25 protein-coding genes are annotated in these 25,949 nt (G+C 38.5%); 11 read left to right on the top strand and 14 right to left on the bottom strand.

All coding sequences use genetic code 11. From position 1 onward, the window contains the following. The first annotated feature begins 666 nt into the window (after positions 1–666). The 4 genes from AC012T_RS19565 to AC012T_RS19550 all read left to right on the top strand — a co-directional run bounded on the left by AC012T_RS19565 (position 667) and on the right by AC012T_RS19550 (position 4,587). Positions 667–990, top strand: a complete 324-nt coding sequence (locus tag AC012T_RS19565) for a hypothetical protein (protein WP_013192762.1) — start codon at positions 667–669, stop codon at positions 988–990. 358 nt (positions 991–1,348) lie between these two features. After that, positions 1,349–2,548, top strand: coding sequence for an ABC exporter membrane fusion protein (locus tag AC012T_RS19560; protein ID WP_487060397.1), 1,200 nt, complete (start codon positions 1,349–1,351; stop codon positions 2,546–2,548). A gap of 162 nt (positions 2,549–2,710) precedes the next feature. After that, positions 2,711–3,883 carry an ABC transporter permease DevC gene (gene devC, locus AC012T_RS19555; protein ID WP_487060396.1) on the top strand — a complete coding sequence of 391 codons (1,173 nt, stop codon included), beginning with the start codon at positions 2,711–2,713 and terminating at the stop codon, positions 3,881–3,883. An 11-nt stretch (positions 3,884–3,894) separates the two neighbouring features. Next, on the top strand, positions 3,895–4,587 hold the full coding sequence (locus AC012T_RS19550) for a DevA family ABC transporter ATP-binding protein (RefSeq protein ID WP_487060395.1): 693 nt from the start codon (positions 3,895–3,897) through the stop codon (positions 4,585–4,587). 498 nt (positions 4,588–5,085) lie between these two features. Here AC012T_RS19550 and AC012T_RS19545 read toward each other — a convergent pair whose 3' ends face one another. The 9 genes from AC012T_RS19545 to AC012T_RS19505 all read right to left on the bottom strand — a co-directional run bounded on the left by AC012T_RS19545 (position 5,086) and on the right by AC012T_RS19505 (position 12,066). Continuing rightward, a complete protein-coding gene (locus tag AC012T_RS19545) occupies positions 5,086–5,859 on the bottom strand; it encodes a glucosamine-6-phosphate deaminase (protein ID WP_487060394.1) in 774 nt (257 codons plus the stop codon). Between the two features lie 59 nt (positions 5,860–5,918). Then, positions 5,919–6,221: a hypothetical protein gene (locus tag AC012T_RS19540; RefSeq protein ID WP_487060393.1), complete on the bottom strand. Its 303-nt coding sequence runs from the start codon at positions 6,219–6,221 to the stop codon at positions 5,919–5,921. Between the two features lie 157 nt (positions 6,222–6,378). Then, entirely contained in the window at positions 6,379–6,816 is a 438-nt protein-coding gene (ybiA, locus tag AC012T_RS19535; RefSeq protein ID WP_487060392.1) for a riboflavin biosynthesis intermediates N-glycosidase, read from the bottom strand. 134 nt (positions 6,817–6,950) lie between these two features. Further along, positions 6,951–7,277: a DUF6464 family protein gene (locus tag AC012T_RS19530; protein WP_487060391.1), complete on the bottom strand. Its 327-nt coding sequence runs from the start codon at positions 7,275–7,277 to the stop codon at positions 6,951–6,953. Between the two features lie 422 nt (positions 7,278–7,699). Then, positions 7,700–9,058 (bottom strand): helix-hairpin-helix domain-containing protein, encoded by a 1,359-nt coding sequence (locus AC012T_RS19525; protein WP_487060390.1) that lies wholly within the window; start codon positions 9,056–9,058, stop codon positions 7,700–7,702. 80 nt (positions 9,059–9,138) lie between these two features. Further along, positions 9,139–9,465 (bottom strand): hypothetical protein, encoded by a 327-nt coding sequence (locus tag AC012T_RS19520; protein WP_487060389.1) that lies wholly within the window; start codon positions 9,463–9,465, stop codon positions 9,139–9,141. A 54-nt stretch (positions 9,466–9,519) separates the two neighbouring features. Beyond that, the gene (locus tag AC012T_RS19515; RefSeq protein WP_487060388.1) at positions 9,520–11,220 is read right to left on the bottom strand and encodes a WGR domain-containing protein; all 1,701 of its coding nucleotides are present in this window, start codon (positions 11,218–11,220) and stop codon (positions 9,520–9,522) included. Between the two features lie 112 nt (positions 11,221–11,332). Further along, the gene (locus AC012T_RS19510) at positions 11,333–11,785 is read right to left on the bottom strand and encodes a PIN domain-containing protein (protein WP_487060387.1); all 453 of its coding nucleotides are present in this window, start codon (positions 11,783–11,785) and stop codon (positions 11,333–11,335) included. Then, on the bottom strand, positions 11,782–12,066 hold the full coding sequence (locus AC012T_RS19505) for a hypothetical protein (protein WP_487060386.1): 285 nt from the start codon (positions 12,064–12,066) through the stop codon (positions 11,782–11,784). Before AC012T_RS19505 ends, AC012T_RS19510 begins: the two co-directional genes overlap by 4 nt. A 270-nt stretch (positions 12,067–12,336) precedes the next feature. Between AC012T_RS19505 and AC012T_RS19500 the strand changes: the two genes are divergently transcribed. The 3 genes from AC012T_RS19500 (at position 12,337) to gatA (ending at position 16,016) form a co-directional block, all read left to right on the top strand. Continuing rightward, positions 12,337–13,725 carry a hypothetical protein gene (locus AC012T_RS19500; RefSeq protein WP_487060385.1) on the top strand — a complete coding sequence of 463 codons (1,389 nt, stop codon included), beginning with the start codon at positions 12,337–12,339 and terminating at the stop codon, positions 13,723–13,725. Positions 13,726–13,768: 43 nt separating this feature from the next. Continuing rightward, positions 13,769–14,353 (top strand): hypothetical protein, encoded by a 585-nt coding sequence (locus tag AC012T_RS19495; protein WP_487060384.1) that lies wholly within the window; start codon positions 13,769–13,771, stop codon positions 14,351–14,353. A gap of 205 nt (positions 14,354–14,558) precedes the next feature. After that, positions 14,559–16,016: an Asp-tRNA(Asn)/Glu-tRNA(Gln) amidotransferase subunit GatA gene (gene gatA, locus AC012T_RS19490; RefSeq protein WP_487060383.1), complete on the top strand. Its 1,458-nt coding sequence runs from the start codon at positions 14,559–14,561 to the stop codon at positions 16,014–16,016. 344 nt (positions 16,017–16,360) lie between these two features. Here gatA and AC012T_RS19485 read toward each other — a convergent pair whose 3' ends face one another. Next, a complete protein-coding gene (locus tag AC012T_RS19485; RefSeq protein WP_487060382.1) occupies positions 16,361–17,146 on the bottom strand; it encodes a helix-turn-helix domain-containing protein in 786 nt (261 codons plus the stop codon). Between the two features lie 541 nt (positions 17,147–17,687). Between AC012T_RS19485 and AC012T_RS19480 the strand changes: the two genes are divergently transcribed. The 3 genes from AC012T_RS19480 (at position 17,688) to AC012T_RS19470 (ending at position 20,083) form a co-directional block, all read left to right on the top strand. Next, positions 17,688–18,767: a helix-turn-helix domain-containing protein gene (locus tag AC012T_RS19480; RefSeq protein WP_487060381.1), complete on the top strand. Its 1,080-nt coding sequence runs from the start codon at positions 17,688–17,690 to the stop codon at positions 18,765–18,767. A gap of 311 nt (positions 18,768–19,078) precedes the next feature. Continuing rightward, entirely contained in the window at positions 19,079–19,759 is a 681-nt protein-coding gene (locus AC012T_RS19475; RefSeq protein ID WP_487060380.1) for a uracil-DNA glycosylase, read from the top strand. A 69-nt stretch (positions 19,760–19,828) separates the two neighbouring features. Next, positions 19,829–20,083 carry a hypothetical protein gene (locus AC012T_RS19470; RefSeq protein ID WP_487060379.1) on the top strand — a complete coding sequence of 85 codons (255 nt, stop codon included), beginning with the start codon at positions 19,829–19,831 and terminating at the stop codon, positions 20,081–20,083. Positions 20,084–20,315: 232 nt separating this feature from the next. Here the strand turns inward: AC012T_RS19470 and AC012T_RS19465 are convergent, their stop codons facing one another. The 4 genes from AC012T_RS19465 to tyrS form a co-directional block, all read right to left on the bottom strand. Next, positions 20,316–21,098, bottom strand: a complete 783-nt coding sequence (locus AC012T_RS19465; protein WP_487060378.1) for an MOSC domain-containing protein — start codon at positions 21,096–21,098, stop codon at positions 20,316–20,318. Between the two features lie 24 nt (positions 21,099–21,122). Next, complete coding sequence (locus AC012T_RS19460) at positions 21,123–21,761, bottom strand: hypothetical protein (protein ID WP_487060377.1); 639 nt, start codon at positions 21,759–21,761, stop codon at positions 21,123–21,125. Positions 21,762–21,884: 123 nt separating this feature from the next. Further along, entirely contained in the window at positions 21,885–22,592 is a 708-nt protein-coding gene (pyrF, locus tag AC012T_RS19455; RefSeq protein WP_487060376.1) for an orotidine-5'-phosphate decarboxylase, read from the bottom strand. 29 nt (positions 22,593–22,621) lie between these two features. Further along, the gene (gene tyrS, locus AC012T_RS19450) at positions 22,622–23,815 is read right to left on the bottom strand and encodes a tyrosine--tRNA ligase (protein WP_487066666.1); all 1,194 of its coding nucleotides are present in this window, start codon (positions 23,813–23,815) and stop codon (positions 22,622–22,624) included. A 173-nt stretch (positions 23,816–23,988) separates the two neighbouring features. On the opposite strand from tyrS, the gene AC012T_RS19445 reads away from it, so the two are divergent. Continuing rightward, a complete protein-coding gene (locus tag AC012T_RS19445) occupies positions 23,989–25,911 on the top strand; it encodes a transglycosylase domain-containing protein (RefSeq protein WP_487060375.1) in 1,923 nt (640 codons plus the stop codon). Positions 25,912–25,949: the final 38 nt, after the last annotated feature.

Raw genomic sequence — 25,949 nt, 5'->3', positions numbered from 1 at the left:
ATAGTCTCAATTGTTACACAAGCAATAACAGGATATGTTAAGCGATTATCTCCACTATCTAAAGATATATTAGCTTAAGTACTGTAATCAGCAATCAAGTCTGCTGTAAATTTTAAATCAATCAAATTTATTTTTAAGCATCTATCTTAAAGTAGATTTTTATAACTAGCACCAAAATTTTTGATCAGATATTCCATTGCTATAAAAATTATTTTTTATAATTTAACCATCTTTTGCATTGTAAATTTTGCAACTTACAACTATGTCTTAAGTAGTAATATATTGGTATTTTCAGTAATAAATCTGCTTGTTTTTAGTTAATGAATAACATCGAACAAAAATTCTATTGATAAGTTTAAAACCTGCCACAATCAATCAATTATTTAACTTAGACATATTTGTTGCATAGGGCTTGAAATTGATAATAAATCAGTTTATTGTGTGTGATTGAATGATGTAAATGTAAAAGTAAATCCATGCTGTTCGTTTAGCATAGTGAGTAGATACAGAGTTAGTTAGAGTAAATCTAAAAATACACCTTATTAATTCATCGCTCTATCCACTTACAAACGTACAGTCTTGCAGTGCAAATGTAGGCAATATAAACTTATTGTGTCTGGCATTCTGCAAAATTGGAATTACACAAAAATATAAGGGCTTGCTGGCATGAGACTATCTGAACTAGATCCACTCATCCCGCTCAATGAGTTGAGAGAAGAACTTCTCAAGTTACCAAAAGGCTACTCTTTTTACGAAGATGAATTGGTAGATTTTTTATCAAGACGAAGATGGCCTGAGAGCGATCGCCGGATTGATAGAACAACTTTCTGGCGGTGGCGTAACGACAACGGAATTGAGCATCAAAAAGTATTTAGTCGCTTGGATATCCTGAAACTCTGTCAAATTTGTGATCATTATCGGGTGGACGGAACTCGTAACGAATACTTAGCAATTATGAAAAAGAAAAAAGAAGTGATGCTCAACAAATAACTATGCAACTTTACTGATGCAGAAAATACTCAATAGCTCTACTCACAGCAGATATAGCTAACACCAAGTTGGGATTTTGAATTTTGGGTAGATTAACAGTTTTCAGCAAGAAGCTGTGATCAGAATCTAAAACAATACTAACTATCCAAATTTGGGATCAGGAATAGATGGATATTTTCACAATATATCCATCTTCCTAGCTTTATCTTTGCCAAACATTGAAAAATAGATCGAACCGACGTTATCAGGGAATGCTATCAAGTGTACTGCTTTATCTCTACAAAAGAGATAGAAGCTTCTGTCAACCCCTGTGGGGGAATAAAGCAACGTGCTAATTGCTAATTTAAAAGGCATAATTATGGTACACAAGGAAAAGCAGTCATTGACAAACCCTGTAGGTTGGTTGTCGATAACTTTGGCAATTACTACAGCTGTAGCTACTGGTGTAGTAGCTCTCTACAGTCTTTCACGTTTTCAGTTAAGATCTAAATCAAATGCTCCAGTTCCTATCAGCAGTCCAACTCCAACCGTGACTGCTGTTGCTGCTTTAGGACGTTTAGAACCTCAAGGAGAAATTATTCGTTTGTCTGCTCCTGATTCACTAGGTGGGGGTGTAAGACTAACCAAACTTTTGGTCAACAAAGGTGATAAAGTACGTCAAGGACAAGTGATAGCCATTCTTGACAGTTACGATTCTAATTTTGCAGCCTTAGAAAAAGCCAAGAGGCAAGTACAAGTGGCTCAAGCGAGTCTTAAGCAAGTACAAGCAGGAGCAAAACAAGGTGATATTTATGCTCAAGAAGCAACAATTGCACGTCTAGAAGCTGAGTTACGTGGAGAAAGTTTTGCCCAAAAAGCAACGATTGCCCGCTTAGAAGCAGAATTAAATAATGCGGAAACAGAGCATCAGCGATATCAGAAATTATACCAAGATGGTGCTATTTCTGCTTCTGATGCAGACACAAAACGCCTGAGAATGGATACTGTTCAACAGCAACTCAATGAAGCAAAGGCTTCCTTAAATAGAACTGTAGAAACGCTTCAAAAACAGTTAACTGAAGCCAAAGCTAGATTGAATAGTATTGCCGAAATTCGTCCTACTGATGTGCAAGCAGCGCAAGCTGATGTTGAAAGTGCAAAAGCATCAGTTAAACAAGCGCAAGCACAACTAGAATTAAGTTCTGTTCGTTCACCTATAGATGGTCAAGTGTTAAAAATTAATGCTTGGCCAGGAGAAATAATTGCTAGTAACGGTATAGCTGAAATAGGTCGCACTCAACAGATGTATGTAGTAGCAGAAGTTTACGAAACCGATATTAAAAAAGTGCGTTTAGGACAATCAGCATTAATCACTGCTGATGCTTTTACAGGAAAAATACAGGGAACAGTTACAGATATCGGTTTGCAAGTTGGTAAACAAAATATTTTCACTAACAATCCTGGTGCAAATACAGATAACAAAATAGTTGATGTCAAAATTCGCATTGATAAATTAACAGATAATCAACGAGTTGCAGCTTTGACTAATTTGCAAGTACAAGTAATCATCAAAATATAGGAATTCTGACTACTGACTCCTTCTTTAATAACTCGAAAATAATGCAATAGACATAGTTGTGAATTTGTTATAACCCTTGTAGAGAAGTTACATGGAATGTCTCTATATCCTTTTCCACTCCTATGTCTAATAAGTGTAATCTCACTTTCAGAGGTTTTCAACATGATTCTCAATATACCTCTAGCTTGGCTACAACTAGCTAAACAAAAAGTTCGCTTTTTTGTGGCTTTAGCAGGAATTGCTTTTGTTGCCGTTTTGATGTTTATGCAAATAGGCTTTCAAGATGCGCTCTATGCGAGCGCTACACAGGTACACAAACATCTGCAAGGAGACTTGTTTTTAATTAGCGCACAATATCAATCTTTGACTTCTAATCAAAGCTTTTCGCGCAATCGTTTATACCAGGCATTGGGTTTGGCTGATGTTGAATCAGCCGATTCTTTATATGTGCAGTTCGCCAAATTAAAAAATCCGATTAATGGGCGCAAATATCCTATATATATACTTGGATTTGACCCGGTAAAATCAATTTTGAAATTGCCAGAGTTACAGGAAGGTTTTAAATTACTAGAAATACCTAATCAAGTATTTTTTGACCGTGCTTCTCGCCCAGAGTTTGGGCCAATTGCTGAATCTTTTCAGCAAAATAAATCTCCAAGTATGGAAATATTTAGTTATCTGGGTACAGTTGGTTACAAAGTTAATGTCATCGGTTTATTTAGTCTTGGGCCTTCCTTTGGAGTTGATGGTAATTTAGTTGTTAGTTCTTCAACTTTCATGCGAATATTTCGAGAACGTGGAGCGGAAAACATAGATATGGGGTTGCTTCATCTCAGACCTGATGCTGATCCAAAAAAAGTTATAGCGAATTTATCAGCTAGGTTACCTAAAGATGTCGTGGTGATGACTCGGCAAGAATTTATAGAATTTGAAAAAAGTTATTGGACTTTGAGAACACCTATTGGTTTTGTGTTTAATTTGATGGTAATTATGGGTTTTGTGGTTGGTGTAATTGTTGTCTATCAAATTCTTTATAGCAATATATCTACCCATTTTGTTGAATTTGCTACTTTAAAAGCAATGGGTTTTAAAAACAAGTATCTTCTACGAGTTGTTTTTCAACAAGCTTTAATTTTAGCTTTTTTGGGGTATATTCCTGGTTTTGCTATATCACTGGGACTTTATGATTTAGCAAAAAATGCGACAAAGTTACCAATTATTATGGATATTGACAAAGCATTACTAGTATTAATCTCGGCAATTTTAATGTGTTTGATTTCTGGATTTTTCTCTACAAATAAATTACGCAAGTTAGATCCAGCAGAAATTTTCTAACTATATTTACTATGATGCCATCAAACTTGATTCTGGAAATTACAAACCTAAATCAATACTTTGGGACAACAAAGATACGTGACCAAATATTATTTGACATTAATTTGACAATTAATTCTGGAGAAATTGTCATTATGACTGGTCCTTCTGGTTCAGGAAAAACTACTTTATTAACTTTGATTGGTGGTTTACGTTCTGTTCAGGAGGGAAGTCTCAAATTTATTGGACAGGAATTATGTGGAGCTAGTAATGATCAATTAGTGGAAGTACGCCGAAAAATTGGCTATATTTTCCAATCTCATAATTTGTTGGATTTTTTAACAGCTAGACAAAATGTACAAATGTCACTGGAATTACAAAAAGATGTTTCTGAATGGGAAGCACGTATGCAATCAGAAGCAATACTAAAGACTGTGAAATTAGATCATCGGATTAATTATTATCCTTCTGATCTTTCAGGAGGGCAAAAACAACGGGTTGCTATTGCTCGTGCTTTAGTTAGTCATCCCAAAATGGTGTTAGCTGATGAACCAACCGCAGCTTTAGATAGTAAATCAGGTAGAGATGTTGTGAATCTGATGCAGCAATTAGCAAAGGAGCAAAATTGCTCTATTATAATTGTGACTCATGATAACCGAATTTTAGATATTGCTGACCGGATAATTCATATGGAAGATGGTCGCTTAATCAAACAGGTTTCGTAGTTATTTAAGGGTAAATATGGTTGCTAAAGTTAAATTATTTCTTCAGGAGGAAATTATAGCCTTTCCCACTCTAGTTAGATACAAAATTACCCCTCCCCAACCCTCCCCTTGGTAAGGGGAGGGTGCGCGACAGCGCGGGTGGGGTGTATTTCACGAGCTTGGGAATTGCTATATACCTGCTGAAAGTATGAGGTGATTATTTCTCTATATAAGTAAGATATAAAGACTGTCCAGTTAGATTTAATCTAACATTGGTTAAGGTTATGCTGAATTATGGTACAAGATTTGATTGTTTGCCTACAAGAAGCAACTTTATATTTTATACTTAAAAAGTCTTGGGTTCCTAAATATCGTGATGAATGTTTGGTAAATTTTCCTTGCGGCTGTCTCAATCCTGGGAAAGAAATCAAATGTGAAGATTGCCCATATTTGGAGGCTTGTTTGTCTACTTGGAAACTCGAACATGATCATGTGAAGCCAAGGACAAAATGTAGCAATTCAAGGGAGTAATTGAGCGGAATTTATATCTAAAAATAAGGTTGCTTGGGGTTGTTTACGCAAAATTGAAGCTGGACAAGTTGTGGTAATGGGTTTTTGTAATATTTCTTTGACTATTTTGGCTTTGCGGATGTTTGGTGCTAGGCAGATAATTTTTTTGGCTGCACAAATCATGGGGATAGTAAGGGTAAAAGCGTATTGAGGAACGGTTTCTATGTGAGAAAAAGATCCTGTATTTACTTGCTGTTGACGGTTCACTGGATCTAGTTTTACTAGTTTGACTGTAGCGGGGTCTTGAAAATCTGCTACTGCTGGGTCGTTAAAAGCTATGTGACCATTTTCACCTACACCAAGGAGGCAGAGGTCAATGGGTTGAGCTTGTAGTAGCTTGGTATAGCGATCGCACTCGGCTACAGGTTCTAATGTGTCCCCTTCTATATAGTAAAATCGTTGTGGTGCTACCCGCTGTTCTACACGCTCCCGTAAATAACGCCGAAAACTAGCAGGATGGTCAGCAGTGATTCCCAAATATTCATCCAGATGGAATAAGGCTATCCGTGACCAATCTAAACCACCTAAAGCGATTAAAGCATCCAGAAATTGAAGTTGGGAGTTTCCTGTTGCTAATAACAAAGCAACTTGATCTTGTTGCTGAAGCAGATTATATAAATACTCTTGTGCGATTTTGGCAGCATCTTCTGCCATTTCCGCTTCAGTGTTGTAAATCTGCACTAAGAGATCATCGACACGAAAAGATTTTGTAGCGGCTGACATTGGCTTTGAAAATCACTATTTATTACGGTTTTCGGTTTTGTTTGTTACCCCTCCTCTCATCATTTATTTATGGGTGTTTTGCTTTCCCACTCGTGTTCAAATTCTGCTGCGGAAATTTCAAATTCTGTGATATTTCCATCATCTAACCTTTTATCGCATAACATTCCGTAATTATCAGCAAAATGCTTACTATCATAAAATAAAACATTGCCATTTTCATAAACTTCTATTTGTCTACGGGCATACAAATCCCCACCCAGTTCCATAAAATAGGTGCTAGTACCCCAAGCGTCATATTCACCACCTAGAGATACTTCCCAAAACCATTTGTAATATTTCTTGACTGTTTGTAATGTAGACATAGTATTTTTACTCCTAATATTGCATACTGCAATTACTACTTTAAATTTTATGACTTACTCAATTACCTCTAAATAATATCTATTTTCCACATTAGCTGCGGTGGTAGATATTAATAGCATTATACTGTAAAGTTAGCAATGTTTCTAGCCTGGGTATTTAGTTAAGTTGTATTGTTTCCCGTACTTCCATTAAAATGATGCCCAGCATATTTTTTCCACTGCCATCAGATCCACAGCCCCAATAATAGTCTATGGGCGAATTTTCAACTAGTTCTTCATTGCCTGTAGATAGGAGAATATCTCTAATATCTGCATGGGTAGAAAACTTACATAGCAAGGCTTTCCGCATGATATCATCTTTTACTTGTTCCCAATCGGAACGCAAGGGACGAGTTCTTTCTCTACCCATTTTTGCAGCGTCTTTTGGAGTTTTAACGAGACGAATTTGTTCTAAATGAGGTGTACCAATAAACTTCTGTGCTTGAAAGTAATGTTCGCTGGTAAACCAATATAAATCATCTAATATAAAACCATGAGATGAGAAATTAGAAAAACAACCATATTGATCACGAGTGTTATAAAAATATATTGTCATTAAACCCTTACCTTAAATATCAATTTACGAATTAAGTAGTCGTGCAAAATAAATTTTATATTTGGGAGAGGGAACAGATAAGGAATACAGATTTGTTCCAAAAATGTTAAATTAATTTTGCCCAGGTACTTATTTTAACTTTGTTTTTCACTATTAACTAATTTTCTCGGTTCATAGTGACGACAGTCCTGACAAGGTCCGCTAGGATTAACAGCACAACGGATGTAACCTGAACGAGCGTTAAATTGACAACTAATATCACCTACCAAATAGCCTACACCTTCTAGATAATAGCGATCTATCTCAACGGGTCTGATATATTGCCTAATCTGTATCCTGGAAGAGTTGATAGCAGCTTGTCTGATGCGTGCGCGTGTCCGCTGCTGGGTTTTGCGAATCACCCACAAAGACAAAAGGGACGGTAAGAATCCAACGGTGATCAGCAAAAGTGTTCTTAACACCTTTTCTTTACCTCGTTTGTGCGCTAATTGATACTTTTCCCAGTTTAACTAAATTCTGAGAGTTTAAGTTTGGGTTACAAAAATTAATTACTTAAAGCCCTGATGGGTATATCTATATAGAGCATGTTTGAAAAGTTTAGGGACGTATAATTTGTCATTCTGTTCGCGTTCACGTAGTGTGCCGTAGGCATAGCGTGGCGTTAGCCATGTGGAGTCTTACGCAACGAAGAATCTGGAGTTTAGCCCACATACTGAGATGCTACGTTCCTCAGCATGACATGGAAGGAGACTTTTCAAACAACCTCTTAGGACTTACGCAAAATGTGCTTGAAAATCTTATTCTTTCGTAGAGGTAATTCATGAATTACCCCTACTTTGGTTCTGTTTTGCGTAAGTCCTGTCTATGCTTACAAAGTAGCCCATTACGAATTATCCGTTAATTGTTTTACCTGAGCAGGAAATCTAGCGTTTTTTAACGATTGCACAGTTGAGAAAGAATCTTGTACCCAAAATTGTTTACCAAAACGCACAATTTGACGAGAGTTACCGGATTGAATAATGCCAATTACAGGAACTTTTGCTTTATCTTTATCTCCTGATTGTTCTTTTAAAATTGATCTGAGGCGGTGCTGGACTTCAATCGTACCAGCTTCTTGGGGATTTAATTCCACCATTACCATCTTGACTTCTTCAACTGGTTCTGCATCTTCAACGATAAATTGATTTTGATCATCTCGTTTGTCTACTTTACCCCAAATGATTAATCTGGCATCAACTTGTAGCAGTGAAGCAACTCGTTCATAATTTTTAGGAAAGACGATTGCTTCTGATGATGCTGTTAGGTCTTCTATTTGTAAAATTGCCATTGGATCACCTTTTTTTGTCACTACTTTTTTGACATTATTGAGCATGACAACAGCACAAAGCATGGTGTTATCTTTTTGTTCTCCTAACTGAGATAGGTTAATTGGTGCTAGAAGTGATGATGATTGTTTGATATCTTTGAGTGGGTGAGCCGATACATAAAAACCTAATAGTTCTTTTTCCATCCGCAGTTTTTCTTGGGGAGGAAAATCTGAAGTTGGTTCAGCTTTGGGAGCAGATTCAAAGGCGTTATTTGATTTTGGTTGATTATTATTGCTGGCAAAACCGCCACCCATTAAATCAAACAGGTTTCCCTGTCCACTGGCTCGATCTTTAGCACGAGATTGCGCCCAATCGTATACTAATTCTAAGTCGCGGCTTAATTGCTGACGGTTGGATTGAATTTTGTCAAAGGCTCCACATTGGATTAGTGATTCGAGGGTGCGACGGTTAACTGTACGTAAGTCGATGCGATCGCAAAAATCGCCCAAGGATTTAAACTCCCCTCCCTCGGCTCTGGCTTCGAGAATACCTGCGATCGCATTTTGTCCCACATTCCGCACTGCGGAAAACCCAAATAAAATCTTCTCTTCCGCCGGCGTAAAGTCCAAACCAGAGCGATTAATATCCGGTGGATCTATGGCAATACCCATACTCATACAGTTATTCAAATATTTCTGCACTTTGTCGGTATCTCCACTGTTAGCTGTTAATAGTGCAGCCATATATTCCAAAGGATAATTTGCTTTTAAATATGCAGTTTGATAAGTTACATAAGCATAGGCAGTAGAGTGGGATTTGTTGAAGCAATTAGAGGCGATAAAACCGTTTTTGATGGCAAAATTATGATTCTCTTCAACGCCAATATCATAAACATTGGCTTGACCTACGTGTTGACGGGAAATTATTTTAACCATATTACTTAAATTTGCATAATTTGTTTATTTACTGATTTTAGGCTAACAATTATGATTTACAGCAGCTTTCATCAATCAGCCTAATTGACCAAATAAATCGAAACCAACCAAGCACTGAATCCTGAGCCAATCCAGCCAAATAAAACCATCACAATCAACATCATGATACCCCTACCAACTCCCGCTCCGATTGATCCTGCTTCAGGTGGACCAGTTTTCAGATCATCCAGCCAGATTAAATACCCATAGAAAGAAGCCCCAGCGATCGCCATTAGTATAAACCCAACTATTCCACCTACCGGAATCACAAGCAGATTCCAAGTCAACCCCAAGTGATTATAAGCAAACCATAGTATGAACAGAGTCGGACTAGCCAACACCATCAAAGGCAACAAAAATTGAATCATGATCAAATTGGGTGTTCCCACTAGTGAGATAGAATTTGGGGAAGATGCATACTTTTACCATTCTCTATCTTCTTCAGTAATTTCTAGCTCAGATATTTTGACAGATAAAATTTGCAAACTACCTTGAGGGGAGACTAATCGGAGACCATCAATTTCAGCAGGTGGGATGCGATGCTGATAATGACAGAGAAAAGTACCATTCAAATAAACGGCTAATTCAGTTTCTTGCAGTGCGATCGCTAAAGTAAACTTTTGACCAAAGCCCATCTCCGCTGGTAAAGGCAGTCTCTCCTCTAGTCCCCAATACCCTACATGAGTATTTTGTACGATTTGACCTTCATTGGGGCGCGGATTGAAGTGATAGGCAAAGTTTTGTCCTGCCATGAGATTAAAAGAAAAGGAGAAACTATGGGAAATGGCAATAATTTCCACATGAGAACCAGGTCGAAGTTGTAAATTCTGCCACCAAGCCTCTTTGTTTCCTTGCAGGGTTAAAGGCATCATCTGGCTGATCGCGTGAGTTATTTCTTGAGAAGAAACGCTGCTTGGCATCGCTTCATGACGGTAATCGACCCCAGCAAACCAGCCTCCCGTGTCCCCTCCAGCCCATCCTTCCACGTCAAAAGTTTGACGGCATAAAGCTTTAAATTCTGGAACAGCACTAATATCTTGATTTTCGTATCCTGCTGGATGGAAAATTCCGCCTATATATCTGCCTTTGAGCCGAATCTGCCCCACCACATAGATCCCTCCACCCACCGAATACACAGCCTTGGCTGGATTTCGTGAGTAAAACGCCACATAGCCGCCATCTGCGCCAGTGTACTGATTCACAGTAGGTAAAATTCGCTCCTCAAATCCCCGCGCCCCAACAGGAGAAATGCCAACCATACCCATGTCATTAGTAAAAACGCGAAAATCTTCTGGTAGCCAGTAGGGAATTGAATCTGGTTTGGAAGTTTTTTTTGCTATTTGGCTGCTGGAAGATGATTTAGAAGGCCGTGATGGATGTTGTCCCGGCTGAGGTAATATGACATAGCCTTTTTTCAACTTCTCATTGATTTTTTTCTCAGCCACAGCTTGGAGTTTTCGGGGAGTTTTGTAGGTGGTGCTGTCGGTTTGTCCAGAAGTACCTATGCGCCCATAGCGAATTTTGAGATTAAATCCTTCAACGGTGACTTCATAGAACTTGTGAGATTTGTCATCGGAGAGTTCCAGGTAAACAGGTTTACCGATGGAATGAGGAGAATAGTAAGGATCATTACTGACAATGGTGGAGTAATAGTATTCCTCAGCTTCCTCTTGGGTCTGAAACTCGTGCAGTTCTTCAGATAAAAAATTCTCACCAAAATCGTTACAAATCAGCCTTACTTGCAGACCTTCTAGGGTAATATTTCCATAATTGGGCATTTTGCCTGTATCGATCTCAAACCGGGCATATACATCAGGTTGGGGTAGAGGATAGCAAGGAAAATAGCGATCGCCTGATTTATCAACTTCAACTAATAAACTTCCACTCATGAACAAACTTCCATCCTCCAGTACACGCAATTCTTCAGTGTAGGAAGGAGTTATCCAAGTCAGGAAAACAGATCGATTATCAGGTGAGATGGTGTAGTGACCCGAACGACTATGGTTTATGATCTGACAAGATCCGTCGGTTTCAAATGAATAGGGGTATTTATCGCCTAGTAGCCAAATTGAGCCGATCAGTTTTTCACGAAGACTTGATTGAGATGAGGAACCGGGAGGCATAAATAATTGGGCATTTTTTATACTCCAAATATAGCTCAACTCAATTAACAGCCAATCGTTAACAATAATCTGAATTTTTTGTTGTTTTTGGGGTTCTGAGACGGATTTTATTTCAACTTAAAGAAATGCTCTGCCACAAGTCGGCTGCAACAAATCGTGACAAATGACCAATATTAGTTGTGGCAATCACAACATCTGGAACTTCTAGAGTCATTGCTTGAGCCACCAAAATCATATCGCCATCAATTGTTTTGTCACCTGCTGTTGGTTGCCCTTGTTGACGGGCTTTTGCCCAAAGTTCTGCGGCTTTTCGCATTGCAGTTGTTGTAATTGGCAGATACTCAAGGAGCTTGACTAAATCATCTAAACGTGCCATTCCCTTGATTTTATTGGCTCGTAATAACTCACGTCGAACCTCATAATCTGCAATTTCTGGAATAATCACACGACTTCCTGAATTAATGTGAGTTTGAAGCCATCTAGCACATTCAACACTCTCAGGAGATAGCTTGGGATTAGTAACTAAACCAAGGGGACCTGTATCCAAAATAATGACTCGGTTCACCAGGTAATCCCCTTCATTTCAACGGGAAACAATTTGCGTTCAGACAACCGATCATTATCTAAGACATGAATTAAATACTCACCTGTTTCTTGCTGTTCTGACTCATCTTCATCATCTATCCAAGATTGGATAAGATTAACTGCTTCGGCTTGCTTTTGTTTTAATAAAATAGAATTTGTTAAAAGCTGCAATGCCATTGCTTCTACAGAAAGTCCATGCTGATTGGCTTCTTGTAAAAGATATTGCTCTAATTCTGGTGATAGATCAAGGGTTAGTGTCATAGGTATTTTGAGGATACAGCTTTGTACCGTTATAGTCGATTTTATTCTATTTTATGTCAAGGTTAGATTGAGCGATACCTTCGGTGAGCTTTGCTAACGCTTTCCCTCCACAGATTGCTTTTTTTACTCAAGTGAAAAGAGGAGCCTTCTTTTCTTTGTGTCTTCGTATTTCATTCAATCATTATTCTTTTGATGGAAAGAGATCAGGCAAGTTGCATAACAATTATGTTTGTGATAGTATAAGTGTATTAATCAAGATTCAATAAAACTATGGGATCTCAAACTTTTGATTTCTTGGCTGACAGCTTTTTATTCCGTGATGATTTGATTAATGATAATTTCAGAACCGTTTCTGAACATGAAATATTAAAGGAACTAAACGAATATAGAGAATTTTGTTTGTCCAAACAATCAGAAATTGAAGAAGAAGTTATAAAAAATCCATCTAATTTAAATATGCTATCAGGTGTAGAAATGCCTGATCTAAGTTTATTGAAACAAAGTGCTTTTTATGTGAATCAATACCTCATAAACGATCCTATTTTCTCTCTTGGCTATAAACAAAATGAATTCAGTAATGCCTTCAAGACTTCTCTGGGAATAATAGAAGAACCCCTGGACATGATTCAACTTTCACAAGTAGTAAGTTATGTCAAAAACTTAACTCCAATGGTGACTGCTGACTACGTGAAAATATTACCTATTAATAGTTTTTTAGAGCCACCAGAGCAGTTACCTCTACTTTATTCAGAGAATTTATTTTCTGATATTTTACCTCACTCTCTACTCGATTTTTTTCATAAAAATACTACTATACAATCACTGGAGCGTTTACCTGACTATCCACAAGCTATTCGCTTAAATAAGTTGCAACTATGCAGAGAAATTATGATTAGTTTTAATAATCATACAGATGGTGGTTATGGATATATTCTGCATGAAAGCAAATTTGAGTTACTTGATGAAGAAACAGGTACATTTGAAGCTGAAATGATGCTACCAGATGAACTACCCGATATAGATTCCTTTATGAATTGGGTAACGCAGTCTTTCCATTTATCCTGCAAGCAACTTTATGATGAAGTTCTTTGGAAAAATATAATTGCCAGTAAATATAGAGCCTCTTATTTAGCTGAATCACAATTTGTATTTGATTTACTTAATCAGTTCTTACCTACACAAAATAGTATTCCAACAAATACAGCTAATATTTTTCTGAACATGGAACTACCTTTTTTAGAAAATGTTGATATTGCCAGAATAATGGAAATCAGAATGAATTATGGTGAAGAATTTCAAAATTTTCGGGTGCATCTCGAAAAACAATTTAAAGATTTAAGATTAGTGAAAGATCCACAAGAACTAAAAATTAAAGCTGAAAATGCTCTTCATGATTTAACAGCAGTTCAGATTCATGCAATTAATCAAAAAATGAGCCAAAGAAAAAATACAAATTTATTTGCTAATGGAGTTATTCTTGTTGGTAGTTTAGTAGGTGCTATTACATCTGGTGGATTTAATATAACAGGATTATCTAACACTATTGCCACAGCAACAAGAGGAATCAAGCCTTTTATAGATGAAGAAAATCAGATTAAACAAAATCCTGCATTTTTTCTTTGGAAAGTTTTAGAGAAAACTTCAAACAAGACGATTTAGACTGATTTTCATTTTAATTATTAATATATTAGCTTTATTATCCTTGCCTGGAGCAGCTAATACAGCTAAAACAACAGTTAAATTTCAGACACTTGCTCAAAAAACTTCATCAACCATAAATCCTATATCTGTTAAAATCTCTATTCGTAATCACAAAAATAATCCCATCTATAATGCACAAGTAATTTTGGTTAGTAAAAATAACACATATTTAGAAGGTGCTACAAATAAAAATGGTATAGCTGAATTAAGGATAAAAGCCAAACAAAGTTATACCCTTTTAGTTGCTCATCCAAATTTCCCAGGTATAATAGTTAAAAATTTTTCCCCAAAAAATGATTCCAAACAAATTCTCAAACCTATAGGAAAGATTGGGTCAATTATTTTCCCTAATCAAACTGGTTATATTAAAAGTTTAAAAGGTCGTTTAAATCCCATTCTAGACAATTTATATAGAACTTATCTGTATGCTGATAATATAGCAATAAATGGAGGTAAACAGCAACCTGTAGATTTCCAAATTGGTAGACCAATACATCTTGAAGATCCTGAAGGATCAACCATGCAAATTACTTTCAGATTTGCACAAGGTAATACTTTCCTTATTCAATTTGTCAAGCTATCTTAAGTTTTAGATTTAGAAGATAACCATAATCATTGAATAAAAAGATATTAAGGGTTTTCAGCCTGTTTCTTTATAATTTACCATCACCCAACCCTCAAACCCCTCTCTGCGTCTCTGCGTGAAATAATTCCACCAACCAACAAAACACCATCCCCAGTCCTGTAAATGCTAAAATCAATGACTTGAATGATAAAGAGAAAAATTATTTATGGCATCCATCCGCGAGTTGCACAAACAGCTAGTAAAAAAAGAACGTTCTGCCGTTGAAATTACCCAAGAAGCCCTAGATCGCATTCAAGCCTTAGAACCAAAATTGCACAGTTTCCTGATTGTAACGGCACAACAAGCTCTAGAACAGGCTCGTGCCGTGGATGCAAAAATCGCTGCTGGGGAAGAAATTGGCATCTTAGCAGGGATTCCCATTGGTATCAAAGACAATATGTGTACCAAGGGTATTCGCACCACTTGCGGCTCTAAAATTTTAGAAAATTTTGTCCCACCTTATGAATCAACGGTAACGCAAAAACTGGCAACTGCTGGGGCGGTAATGGTTGGGAAAACCAATTTAGACGAATTTGCAATGGGGAGTTCTACAGAGAACTCTGCTTATCAAGTTACAGCGAATCCCTGGGATATTTCACGGGTTCCCGGTGGTTCTTCTGGTGGTTCGGCTGCGGCTGTTGCGGCTGAGGAATGCGTTGTATCGCTGGGTTCGGATACGGGGGGTTCGATTCGTCAACCTGCTTCTTTTTGCGGTGTGGTGGGGATGAAACCGACTTATGGGTTAGTTTCTCGTTATGGGTTGGTGGCTTATGCTTCGTCTTTGGATCAAATTGGCCCCTTTGGTCGGAGTGTGGAAGATGCAGCTATATTGTTGAGTGCGATCGCAGGATATGATGCCCAAGATGCAACCAGCTTAAATGTAGAAATTCCCGATTATGCAGCCAGCTTAACCCCAGATTTAAAAAGCAAAAAACTCAAAGTTGGTGTAATTAAGGAAACTTTTGGGGAAGGTTTAGATTCTGAAGTAGAAGCAGCAGTTAAAAAAGCGATCGCACAACTGGAAAGTTTAGGCGCAGAAATTCACTACATTTCCTGTCCCCGCTTCCGTTATGGCGTACCCAGTTACTACATAATCGCTCCCTCCGAAGCATCAGCCAATCTAGCTCGTTACGACGGCGTTAAATACGGCTTGCGTTCTCCAGATGCAGACAACTTGCTTTCCATGTACACTCGTACACGCTCCACCGGATTTGGGACAGAAGTCAAACGCCGAATTATGATTGGTACTTATGCTCTTAGCGCCGGTTATTACGACGCATATTATCTGCAAGCGCAAAAAGTCCGCACCTTAATTAAAGAAGACTTTGAAACAGCTTTTCAACAAGTAGATATTTTAGTCTCTCCCACTGCACCCACCACAGCATTTCAAGCCGGCGAAAAAATCACCGATCCCTTGAGTATGTATTTAAATGATTTAATGACTATTCCCGTCAATCTTGCAGGTTTACCAGGTATCAGTGTACCTTGTGGTTTTGACAGCAAAGGTCTACCAATTGGATTACAGTTAATTGGCAAAGTGCTGCGAGAAGATCAACTTTTACAAGTAGCTTATGCTTATGAGCAATCAACTAATTGGCATCTTCAAACAGCGAAAATAGCTTAATAATTCGTAATTTATAATTCGTAATTCGTAATTAATTCATAAAGGTGAATCAGGTGCAAGGAATAAGCGTTGAAACTACCAAAAACCTATCACTTGAACAGATTCAAGACTATTCTTCTCTGCTTCTAATTCTTCCTCCTGACTCCTAGCCCTAAGAGAACTCCACAAAAAAGATGATCCAATCTTGTGGGATGGGCATCTTGCCCATCCTTGTATTATTAGCGGGCAAGATGCCCGCACCACAAGAAATTTTGGGATATTTTTTTAATTGGAGAACTCTAACCAAAAGACTTTTATGGTTTAAGCCACGCTATCAGCAAGTCCTAATTACGAATTACGAATTATTAATTAGTATATGTAACTTCCTTAACTTGACCCTCATTCCCCAATGGTTTAGGTTGTTCTTCATTAACAGATACCAAAACTGCACCCGCATTACCAGAGCGTATAGTCAAAGATTTTTTAGCTGTCCAAGTTTTGCTTTCCCCCTTACTTAAAGTTCCCTCAAATGCAGTTTTGCCATCAGCTTTTACTTGCAGCCACGATAGTCCTTTAAGTTCCAAAGTAATAGCCATTTTTGTAGAAGGCTGAGACTGACTAGTTAAAGGTGTTGTTGCCAAGGGAGTAGACTTAATAATTGGAGATGGTGCAGGTGTGGAAATATTTTGATTTGGAGATGGTAGAGTTTCTTTTTGAACACCAAGTATGGGATCTTGCGTTTTAGCTAATGATGTGCCTGTAAGTTTAGGTTTGAGTAAATAAAATAGTCCAACAGAAGCAGCTATTAATAAAAAAATATAAGGAACAAAAAGTGGTATATATAAACTTGATTTTGCAGTCGAATGATTAAATTCTAGAGGTACAACATCAATAGGAAAACTATTTGCGATCACAGTTCCATCTAGTCCTAATTTATCTGCATAGCGACGGATAAATCCTTGCACAAAAATAGGCTCAGGTAGCTCCTCAAATCTCCATTCTTCTAAAGCTTGTAAAAAAAATAGTCGAATATGGGTTTGAGCAGCGATTTCTTCTAACCGGATAGATTTTTCTTGTCTGATATGTCGTAAATTGGCAGTTATCTCTTTTAGCCGTTCTTGTTGTGCCTCATTTAAAACAGTCACTGTCATCACCTCTGAAGTACATACGTAAACTTTTTGTATATAAATTAAGTGTATATTTTAAACTCATTAACAATCATTTCGATACTTGAAGTAAATTTTTAACCGAAAATAAACTGTTGTGCATTTAATTTGTATAAGGCTGGCGGGCAAGATGCCCACCCCACAAGATTTAACAATTTTAGGATTATCAAATTTAAGTGCTTAACAGCTTATCAAACCCACACAGTTAAAAACTATAACTGTATTTATCCTTACTCTCAAATTAAAAATATAGAAATACAGAATATATATTGTAACTAAAAAAATCACCTATTACCTCTATTGCAAGGATTATTTATCTGCCGCTACAAGTAGAAATAGTTACATTGTTCTTTTCATATTATTGGTCTATTTGTGTTTGTTAAGAAAATATTACTAGTAATAATTATGAGTCTTTGCTAAAAATAATCGAAAATGATACTCATGACTCCGGATGTCGCAATTAATTACAGAAGAAATTACTCAGGTCAAACCACTGTTTCCCATAGCACCCGGAGGGACTTAGATCATGACTATGGCATCTGCGTATTTTTTCACCATTCCTGGTAGTTCTACCGTTCAAATTAGTAAAGATGAATTGCGATCGCTACTCAGAGAGATAGAATCTGAACTACACCGTAGTAAAGTATATCGCCTTGCTGTCGCTAATGTACAGAAATTGCTTGGTTCATCCGATGAACAAGCTACAACTTTATTCAAGGCTGTTGGTAGAGAAGCAATTAGTTTAGCATTCCAGCAGTTCGCCAGAAAACAGGAGATGGTTGCAAATACCCATCCCAAAATAGATGACATTGAGTTATCAAATGTAGATTTAGAGCCATCTAGTAATTCACCGCAAAATTTAAAAATTATTACACCCAGTCCACAACCAGGTTTGGTTGAGAATACTTCCAGTATTTTGTCATCTACAACTAAATCTCAACCTGATGAAGTAACAAATAAGACCATAGAAGACAAAACCAAAACACCAAACAGATGGTTCCGGCGACATCAAAAACTTTCCAAAAGTGAACTAGCAGCACAACTAGCAGCAGAACAGCGGTTAGAAACCCTGCGTCAAATCGGGCAACAACTCAAGCAAGCACGCGAGTTTCAAGGTCTGACTCTGCAAAAACTTAATATTTACACTCATATATCAGTTCATCAGATGCAAGCAGTCGAGAATGCTGATTTGGAGTCATTGCCAGAAGATGTTTTGATTCGTGGTTTTATCCGCGTTATGGGGAATGCCTTAGGGTTAAATGGCACAATGTTAGCTAATACTTTACCTATACCCAATCAGACAAAATCAGTTTTGCCCTCTTGGTATCATTCCCAAAATTACTCTGGAAAATTAAATGTAGAAATCCGTCCCATACATTTATATGTAGGCTACACAGCCCTTGTCGCTGGAGCATTGGGAGGATTATCCTTGGTTTCTCAGCAAACAAACAACGACACTGTACAAAATTCTCAAGTGATTGTTCCCACATCTTCATCACTATGTCAATCGACTCAAAAAACTGAAGCGAATTTTAAACCAGGTCTTAAATCTAGTACTACTAGTGTTTGTGTTGGCTCAGATATTTCCCCACCAGAAGCATTGTAATTGAGGAGTTAGGAGTTCGGAGTTAGGAGTTCGGAGTTAGAAAGAAGAAGTCAGGAGTTCGGAGTTCGGAGTTCGGAGTTCGGAGTTAGAAATCCGGGTCAGGAGTCAGGAGTTCGGAGTTAGAAGTTAGAAAAAAGGAAGGATGACGAATATTTTCTCCTCTGTTAAGAGTTAAAACCGCCTTGCTATATCAAACATTTTGTATTCTGAATCCTTAGCAACAATTACTTGATACAATGGAATTCAAACAAATTGCTTTATTCAACAAACGTCTACTTTAAAGAAATTTCCTAGCGAAAACCTCCATTTTCATGAGCAGCGACACCCAACTGAGTCTCTTTAATGAATCAAGCTTTAACCAAAAAGATTTGATTCCCACAGACGCGAAAATTCCGATTCCGTCGGGTACATATTCCCATATGGCCGATTTAGCGCAGCACTGCAACAATTGCCGTCGTTGTGGGTTGGGTGAAAATCGCACTCATGCTGTAGTAGGACGTGGTAATCTCCAAGCCAAAATTATGATTATTGGGGAAGCACCAGGACAAAGCGAAGACGAAACCGGTTTACCCTTTGTGGGTAAGTCTGGGCAGTTATTAGAGAAAATTTTGGCATCTGTAGAATTAAGTACAGAGAAAGATGTATATATTTGTAATATCAACAAATGCCGTCCTCCAGAAAATCGAGTTCCTACACCTGATGAAATGGCAGCTTGTAAACCTTATTTATTAGAACAAATTCGTTTAGTTGACCCGAAGATTATTTTATTAACTGGTGCAACTGCGGTCAAAGGCATTACAGGCAGTAAGCAGGGAATTACGAAAATTCGCGGGCAATGGTTGGAATGGGAAGGGCGGTTATGTATGCCGATTTTTCATCCTTCTTATCTGTTGCGTAACCCTTCTAAAGAAAAAGGTTCGCCTAAATGGTTGATGTGGCAGGATATCCAAGCTGTCAGGGCTAAGTATGATGAAATTCGGAATAACATCTGATGGAACTGAAGGCTATAGTGAGACTTTTTTGCTGGTTAATCTGGGAAACATCACCAAAACAGGAAAACTATGTCAGTTCTCATTGGTTTAACGGCTGTACTCTTATTAGTAGGTTTTCCTATCCTAATGTTGACAATAGCAGCTAATTCAACCAGTAACAATTCATCTACTAGAAAAAATTCTGACTCTAACGACTACTCTAGCAGCAGCGATACTTGGTTTGTTGGAGATGCTGGGAGTTATGACAGTGGTAGCAGCAATGACTCAAGCAGTTGCGACAGTGGGGTATCTGACGGTGGAGGTGATGGTGGTTGTGGTGATTAAAGTTTTTATAGCGAAAATAACTATCCACTAAAAAAGTTTAAAATCCTGAACAAGTAAGCTTTATTACTTCCTACCTCCTTGCATTAGTTTAGGACTTACACAACCGATGTTCTAGTAGGTGCGTCAGACTGAATAATTTGGTAACAGTCAACAGATTTTCGACATCTGACGCACCCTACAATCTTACACTTAGTATCATAAGCAGTTTTAGTCCTATAGTTATCTAACTTTGTTATGAAGAGATTTCGATATTATTACCAATTTCTATGGTTTTTCCAACTTCTGATTTAGCTACTTTTGTATTGACACTCAATCTATAAAAATGATTAAATCTTGATACTGCTACCCAAGTGGGCATAGTTTCTTGACGTTTCTGCACAAATATTTTTTGAAAGTTGGGGTAAGCTTCACCTAAAAAAGAATCTCTTGTAGGAACTATGCAACGTTGACAGGGGTTAATTCCTAAAAACTGCACGTCTCCTATTACAAAAGATACTGTTTCTCCATTGGCAGTATACAGCCTATCTTCCCAAAATGCGGGGACACCATCAATTTCAATATTGGCACGCATCCGACGACGCATTTCGTCTACACTCATACCAGGAAACCAAGATGCTGTTTCTGTTAATGTTGCGGTGCTAATTACTGTTGCACCAGGTGAGTCTGTATCATCAGGAAAACCCATGTTGGTGTTTTGGGTTAATTTGACAGCAAATCCGAAAAAATCACTTAAGGTTTCTTCTAGTTCTGGCTGTTCTCTATCAAGATGAAAAATTTGTGGTGAGTTGCTACCTGGGAGTTTGATGTGAATAATTCTCTCTTTTAGAGAAAATTCTGAGCGCAATAAATGGATTTTTGCATGACGTTTACCATTGACAAATTTACCCTGTGCATCAACAATAGCTAATTCGCGGTCATTTTTAAGTGCGCCACTGGGTAAAATCGTCGCTTTTTTTACTTCGATTCCATCCAATGATTTAATTGGATATAGTAAAATTTTAGCTAGATACGGCATTTAAATTAAAAAATATATTTCTAACTATCGCCTTCGCACACTTCCGGCTTGACAATCGCGTAACCAAAGTTTAACACCTTGAGCGATCGCACTATCACTACTCTCCCTTGGTGGTGCAATAGGTGGTTTAACTGGATATTCACCAGTGCGAGTAAACATCATCACTACATTCCAACCATTTTTAGTTTTTGTCAAAAACAACCAGTGAAATTGTTGTAATTCTACGGCTTTTTGATTTAAATACTGTCTTTCAAAGGTAGTAAAGAAAACTTGCTCTACTCCTTCTGATTCATATTTATTTGCGGTATCAATCCCAGTATTCAAAGGTAAAGCTTGAAACTCAGGTTTACCCGCTACCAATACATAAGGGAAAATATCAACACTGCGACTGAGACGACGAGCGCGTTGCGTGGCACGATTGGCGTAACTCGGTAAATCTAACAGTAGCTGAGTAGTTAAAGTTTCTAAATTTTGCTCTGAACAAGAATTACCTATTTCTGGGTTGACAGTTTTGGGAGTGAGAGTTTTGGAAAGTGCAGGAGAATGAAGTGCTGAATAAACTAATAGCCAGCAACTACAGGCTACTAACCACCAACTATAGGTAACAGGTGATAGATGACAGGTGACAGGTTTAAAAATCTGTTTGTGTCTAAGTTTTATCATTAGTTGATTTCCTAATCACCTTAGTAGTTGCCATATACAGCAGATTGCAGATAAATGAGATATGGACTAATCTGACTCCTTCTTCCTTCTTCTTTACTCCTGGCTTCTGACTCCTGACTCCTTCTACAGTTCTTCAGTAATCTTCTGCCAAGCTAACACAGGATCAACCGCTGCTGTAATTGGACGACCAATGACTAGATAATCGGCACCGGCTTTGATAGCTTGAGAGGGTGTGAGCGATCGCTTTTGGTCTCCTTTTTCAGCCCAGGTTGGCCGGACACCAGGGCAAACCAGCAAAAAGTCATTTCCACAACTTTCCCGTAATTGTCCCACTTCTTGGGGTGAACACACAGCCCCATCTAAACCCGATTCTTGAGCTAAAAGCGCCATTTGTAAAGCAAATTCTGGCAATTCTATGGGTATTTTTAATTCAAACGCCAATTGTCTGCTTGAAATGCTGGTTAATAAAGTAATTGCAATTAATTTGGGCGGTTTTGTACCCGCTTTTTCTGCTCCTACTTGCACCGCTTCTGTAGCAGCTTTCAGGGCATCCATACCATTAGTAGAGTGAATTGTCAATAAATCCACCCCATAACCAGCCGCAGCACGACAAGCACCCGCAACAGTGTTGGGGATATCATGAAACTTCAAATCTAGGAAAATGCGTTTTTGGCGAGATTTGAGAATTTCGAGAATTGTGGGGCCCGTGCTGGTAAACAGTTCTAAACCGACTTTCCAGAAAGTGACTTGAGGAAGTTTATCCACAAGAGCGATCGCACTTTCTAAATCTGGTACATCTAAAGGAACAATAATCCGACTATCGGCGTTCATCTGCGTTTATCTGCGTTTCATTAACTTAATCATGGTACAAGACGAACAAAATTCTTTTTACCCACTTGCAAAACCTTATCGTATAAATCCGCAGATGTGGCAAAAGTAGCATCCACATCAGTCACCTTATCACCATCTAACCGCACACCACCCTCTTGAATTTTGCGCCTACCTTCCGCGTTACTCTTACACAAACCACTAGAACCGAGAATAACAGATAATTTAGCCGGAAATTGAGGTACAGCAGTCAGAGAGAACTCAGGAACAGCACCTTCCTTACCACCGCTTTTTGCAGCTTCCTTCGCTTCATTAGCGGCTTGTTCCCCGTGATACTGTCTGACAATTTCCCAAGCGAGAAATTCTTGGCGATCGCGTGGATTTTCTGGCAAACTATCTAAAGGTAAATCTGTCAGCAACTCAAAATATTGTGACAGTAAATTATCTGGCACACCTTGGAGCTTCTGATACTTTTGAGAAGGGTGTTCTCCCAAGCCCACATAATTACCCAAAGACTTAGACATCTTTTGTACACCATCTGTCCCAATCAAAATTGGCAACAGTAGCCCAAATTGAGGTTTTAGATTAAAATGGCGTTGCAAATCTCTACCTACTGCAATGTTAAACTTTTGATCAGTACCGCCTAACTCCACATCAGCCTCAACTGCCACAGAATCAAAACCCTGCATTAATGGATACAGGAACTCATGGAGGAAAATAGGATTCTCTTTCTTATAACGTTCCGCAAAACCCTCCTTAGCTAACATCTGTCCCACAGTCATAGTAGAAAGTAACTCCAAAGTTTTCCCCAAATCAAGACGGGAAAGCCACTCTGAGTTATAACGCACCTCCAACCTGCCTGGTGTGTCAAAATCTAAAATAGGGCGAACTTGGTCAAGATAAGTTTGAGCATTTTGCGCCACATCTGCCTCTGTCAGTTGACGACGCACATCAGATTTACCAGTAGGATCACCAATACGAGCCGTAAAATCGCCAATAATCAGAACAGCCGTATGACCAGCATCTTGAAAAGCTCGCAGTTTTCTCACAGGTATGCTATGACCAAGATGAATATCTGCACCAGTAGGATCAATACCTAGCTTGACTCTTAAAGGACGACTTGCATTAGCTAATCGGGTTTCTAGACTTTCAGCTTCACTATCATCATGAGGTTGAGGAAAAATATCTGCCACACCACGATGTAACCAAGAGAAATTTTGCGTCATAATATGAAATTCGCTATTAACTACACTTTGTACTTTAGAAATTAGGTTAGTTATGTTCACTGGCAAATTATCTGTATTTTGCTCTGCCAGACTACTATAATTGCAAAAAATTAACCTACTTTTTTCATTCCATCAATTACATTTATATTTACTAGTGAGGAAGTGAGAACGCCGTGTCGTCTAGGACTTTTGAAGACAAACAGCCACAAGAGCAGGCTTCATCTGGATTTGAGTTTTTTAAAGGAGTAGGTCAAGTAACCGGCGCTACTCTGCTATCTATCACGCTGTTAACAAGCTCTATTGTAGCCGGGGGACTGGTTGGACTAGCCACTAGTTTCCGCAATTTGCCAGACGTGAGACAATTACGTAACTTTTCTCCTTCAGAAACTACATACATATATGACATTAAAGGTAAACTTTTAACAAGATTTCATGGTGAAGCTAATCGGGAAGTCGTACCCCTAGATAGAATTTCCCCAAATCTGAAACGGGCAGTATTAGCCAGTGAAGATAGTCACTTTTACACTCACCACGGTATTAACCCCACTGGTGTTGGCCGGGCTATAGTCGTCAACTTAATAGCAGGTGGTGTCAAAGAAGGTGGTTCTACCATCACCATGCAGTTAGTCAAAAACCTGTTTTTGTCTCAAAAACGTGCTTTTACTCGCAAATTAGCAGAAGCTGTACTAGCAATTCGGTTAGAACAAATTCTCAACAAAGACCAAATTTTAGAAATGTACCTCAATCAAGTTTATTGGGGTCATAACAATTACGGCGTACAAACAGCAGCACGGAGTTACTTTAACAAATCAGCAGAATTTTTAACTTTGGGTGAATCAGCAATGATGGCTGGTTTAATCCAAGCCCCGGAAGAATTCAGCCCCTTCGCTAGTATGAAGCTGGCAAAACTGAAGCAAAAAGAAGTGCTGGGGCGGATGTTGGAATTGACTTGGATTACCCAGAAAGAATATGATGATGCTCTCAAGCAAGAAATTAAACTCGGTAGAATCAGGTCATTTCAAGGTAGTGCTTCACCTTACATAACCAATGCCGTAGCCCAAGAATTGGCGAAAAAGTTTGGGCGTGAAGCATTGCTAAAAGGCGGAATGCGGGTACAGACTACTGTCGATGCTAAATTTCAAGAAATGGCAGAAGAAACAGTCGCTAAGTGGCATACAACCCTACTGGGTCGAGGTTTATACAAAAATCAAATGGCCCTTGTGGCAATTGACCCCCGCACTCATTTTGTTAAAGCCCTAGTGGGTGGTGTAGATTCTAAAGCCAGTGAGTTCAACCGCGCCACCCAAGCTCAACGCCAGCCTGGTTCAGCGTTTAAACCCTTTGTTTATTATGCTGCCTTTGCTACTGGTAAATATACTCCAGATAGTACAGTTGTAGATTCTCCAGTTAGTTACCGAGATGGTAATGGTTGGTACTTTCCGAGAAACTATGATGGCGGCTTTAGCGGTGCAATGTCAATTCGGACTGCTTTAGCTCAGTCTCGTAATATCCCTGTGATTAAGCTCGGTAAAACCGTAGGGATGAATAGAGTGATTGAAATTTGCCGCACCTTGGGCATTATGAGTCCGATGGAACCTGTTACTTCTTTACCTTTGGGTGCAATTGGTGTGACACCTCTAGAAATGGCTAGTGCCTATGCTACCTTTGCTAATTATGGCTGGCAGTCACCACCAACAGTGATTGTACGGGTAACAGATAGCAGTGGAAATGTGTTGCTTGACAACACGCCTAAACCGCAGCGAGTCCTTGACCCTTGGGCATCAGCAGCGATTATTGATGTCATGCAATCTGTTGTTACAAGTGGTACAGGTAAAGGCGCTGCTATAGACAGGCCAGTAGCAGGTAAAACGGGGACAACTTCTTCAGAAAAAGATATTTGGTTTGTGGGTACAGTACCACAACTCACAACTGCTGTCTGGATCGGGAGAGACGATAACCGCCAATTGTCTAGCGGTGCTACAGGCGGTGGTATGGTTGCTCCTATCTGGCGTGATTTTATGATCAAAGCTCTTAAGGATGTACCTGTAGAGAAATTCAAGTCACCTTCTCAGTTTTCTCGTCCTAAATCAAATTAGGAAGCAGAGGCAGGGGGCAGAAGAACGATAAATACTCT

It is taken from the genome of Anabaena sp. EIM26 (assembly GCF_057568715.1).
Note: the sequence above shows the minus strand (reverse complement) of the source record. Positions and strands in the feature narration are given on the sequence as shown.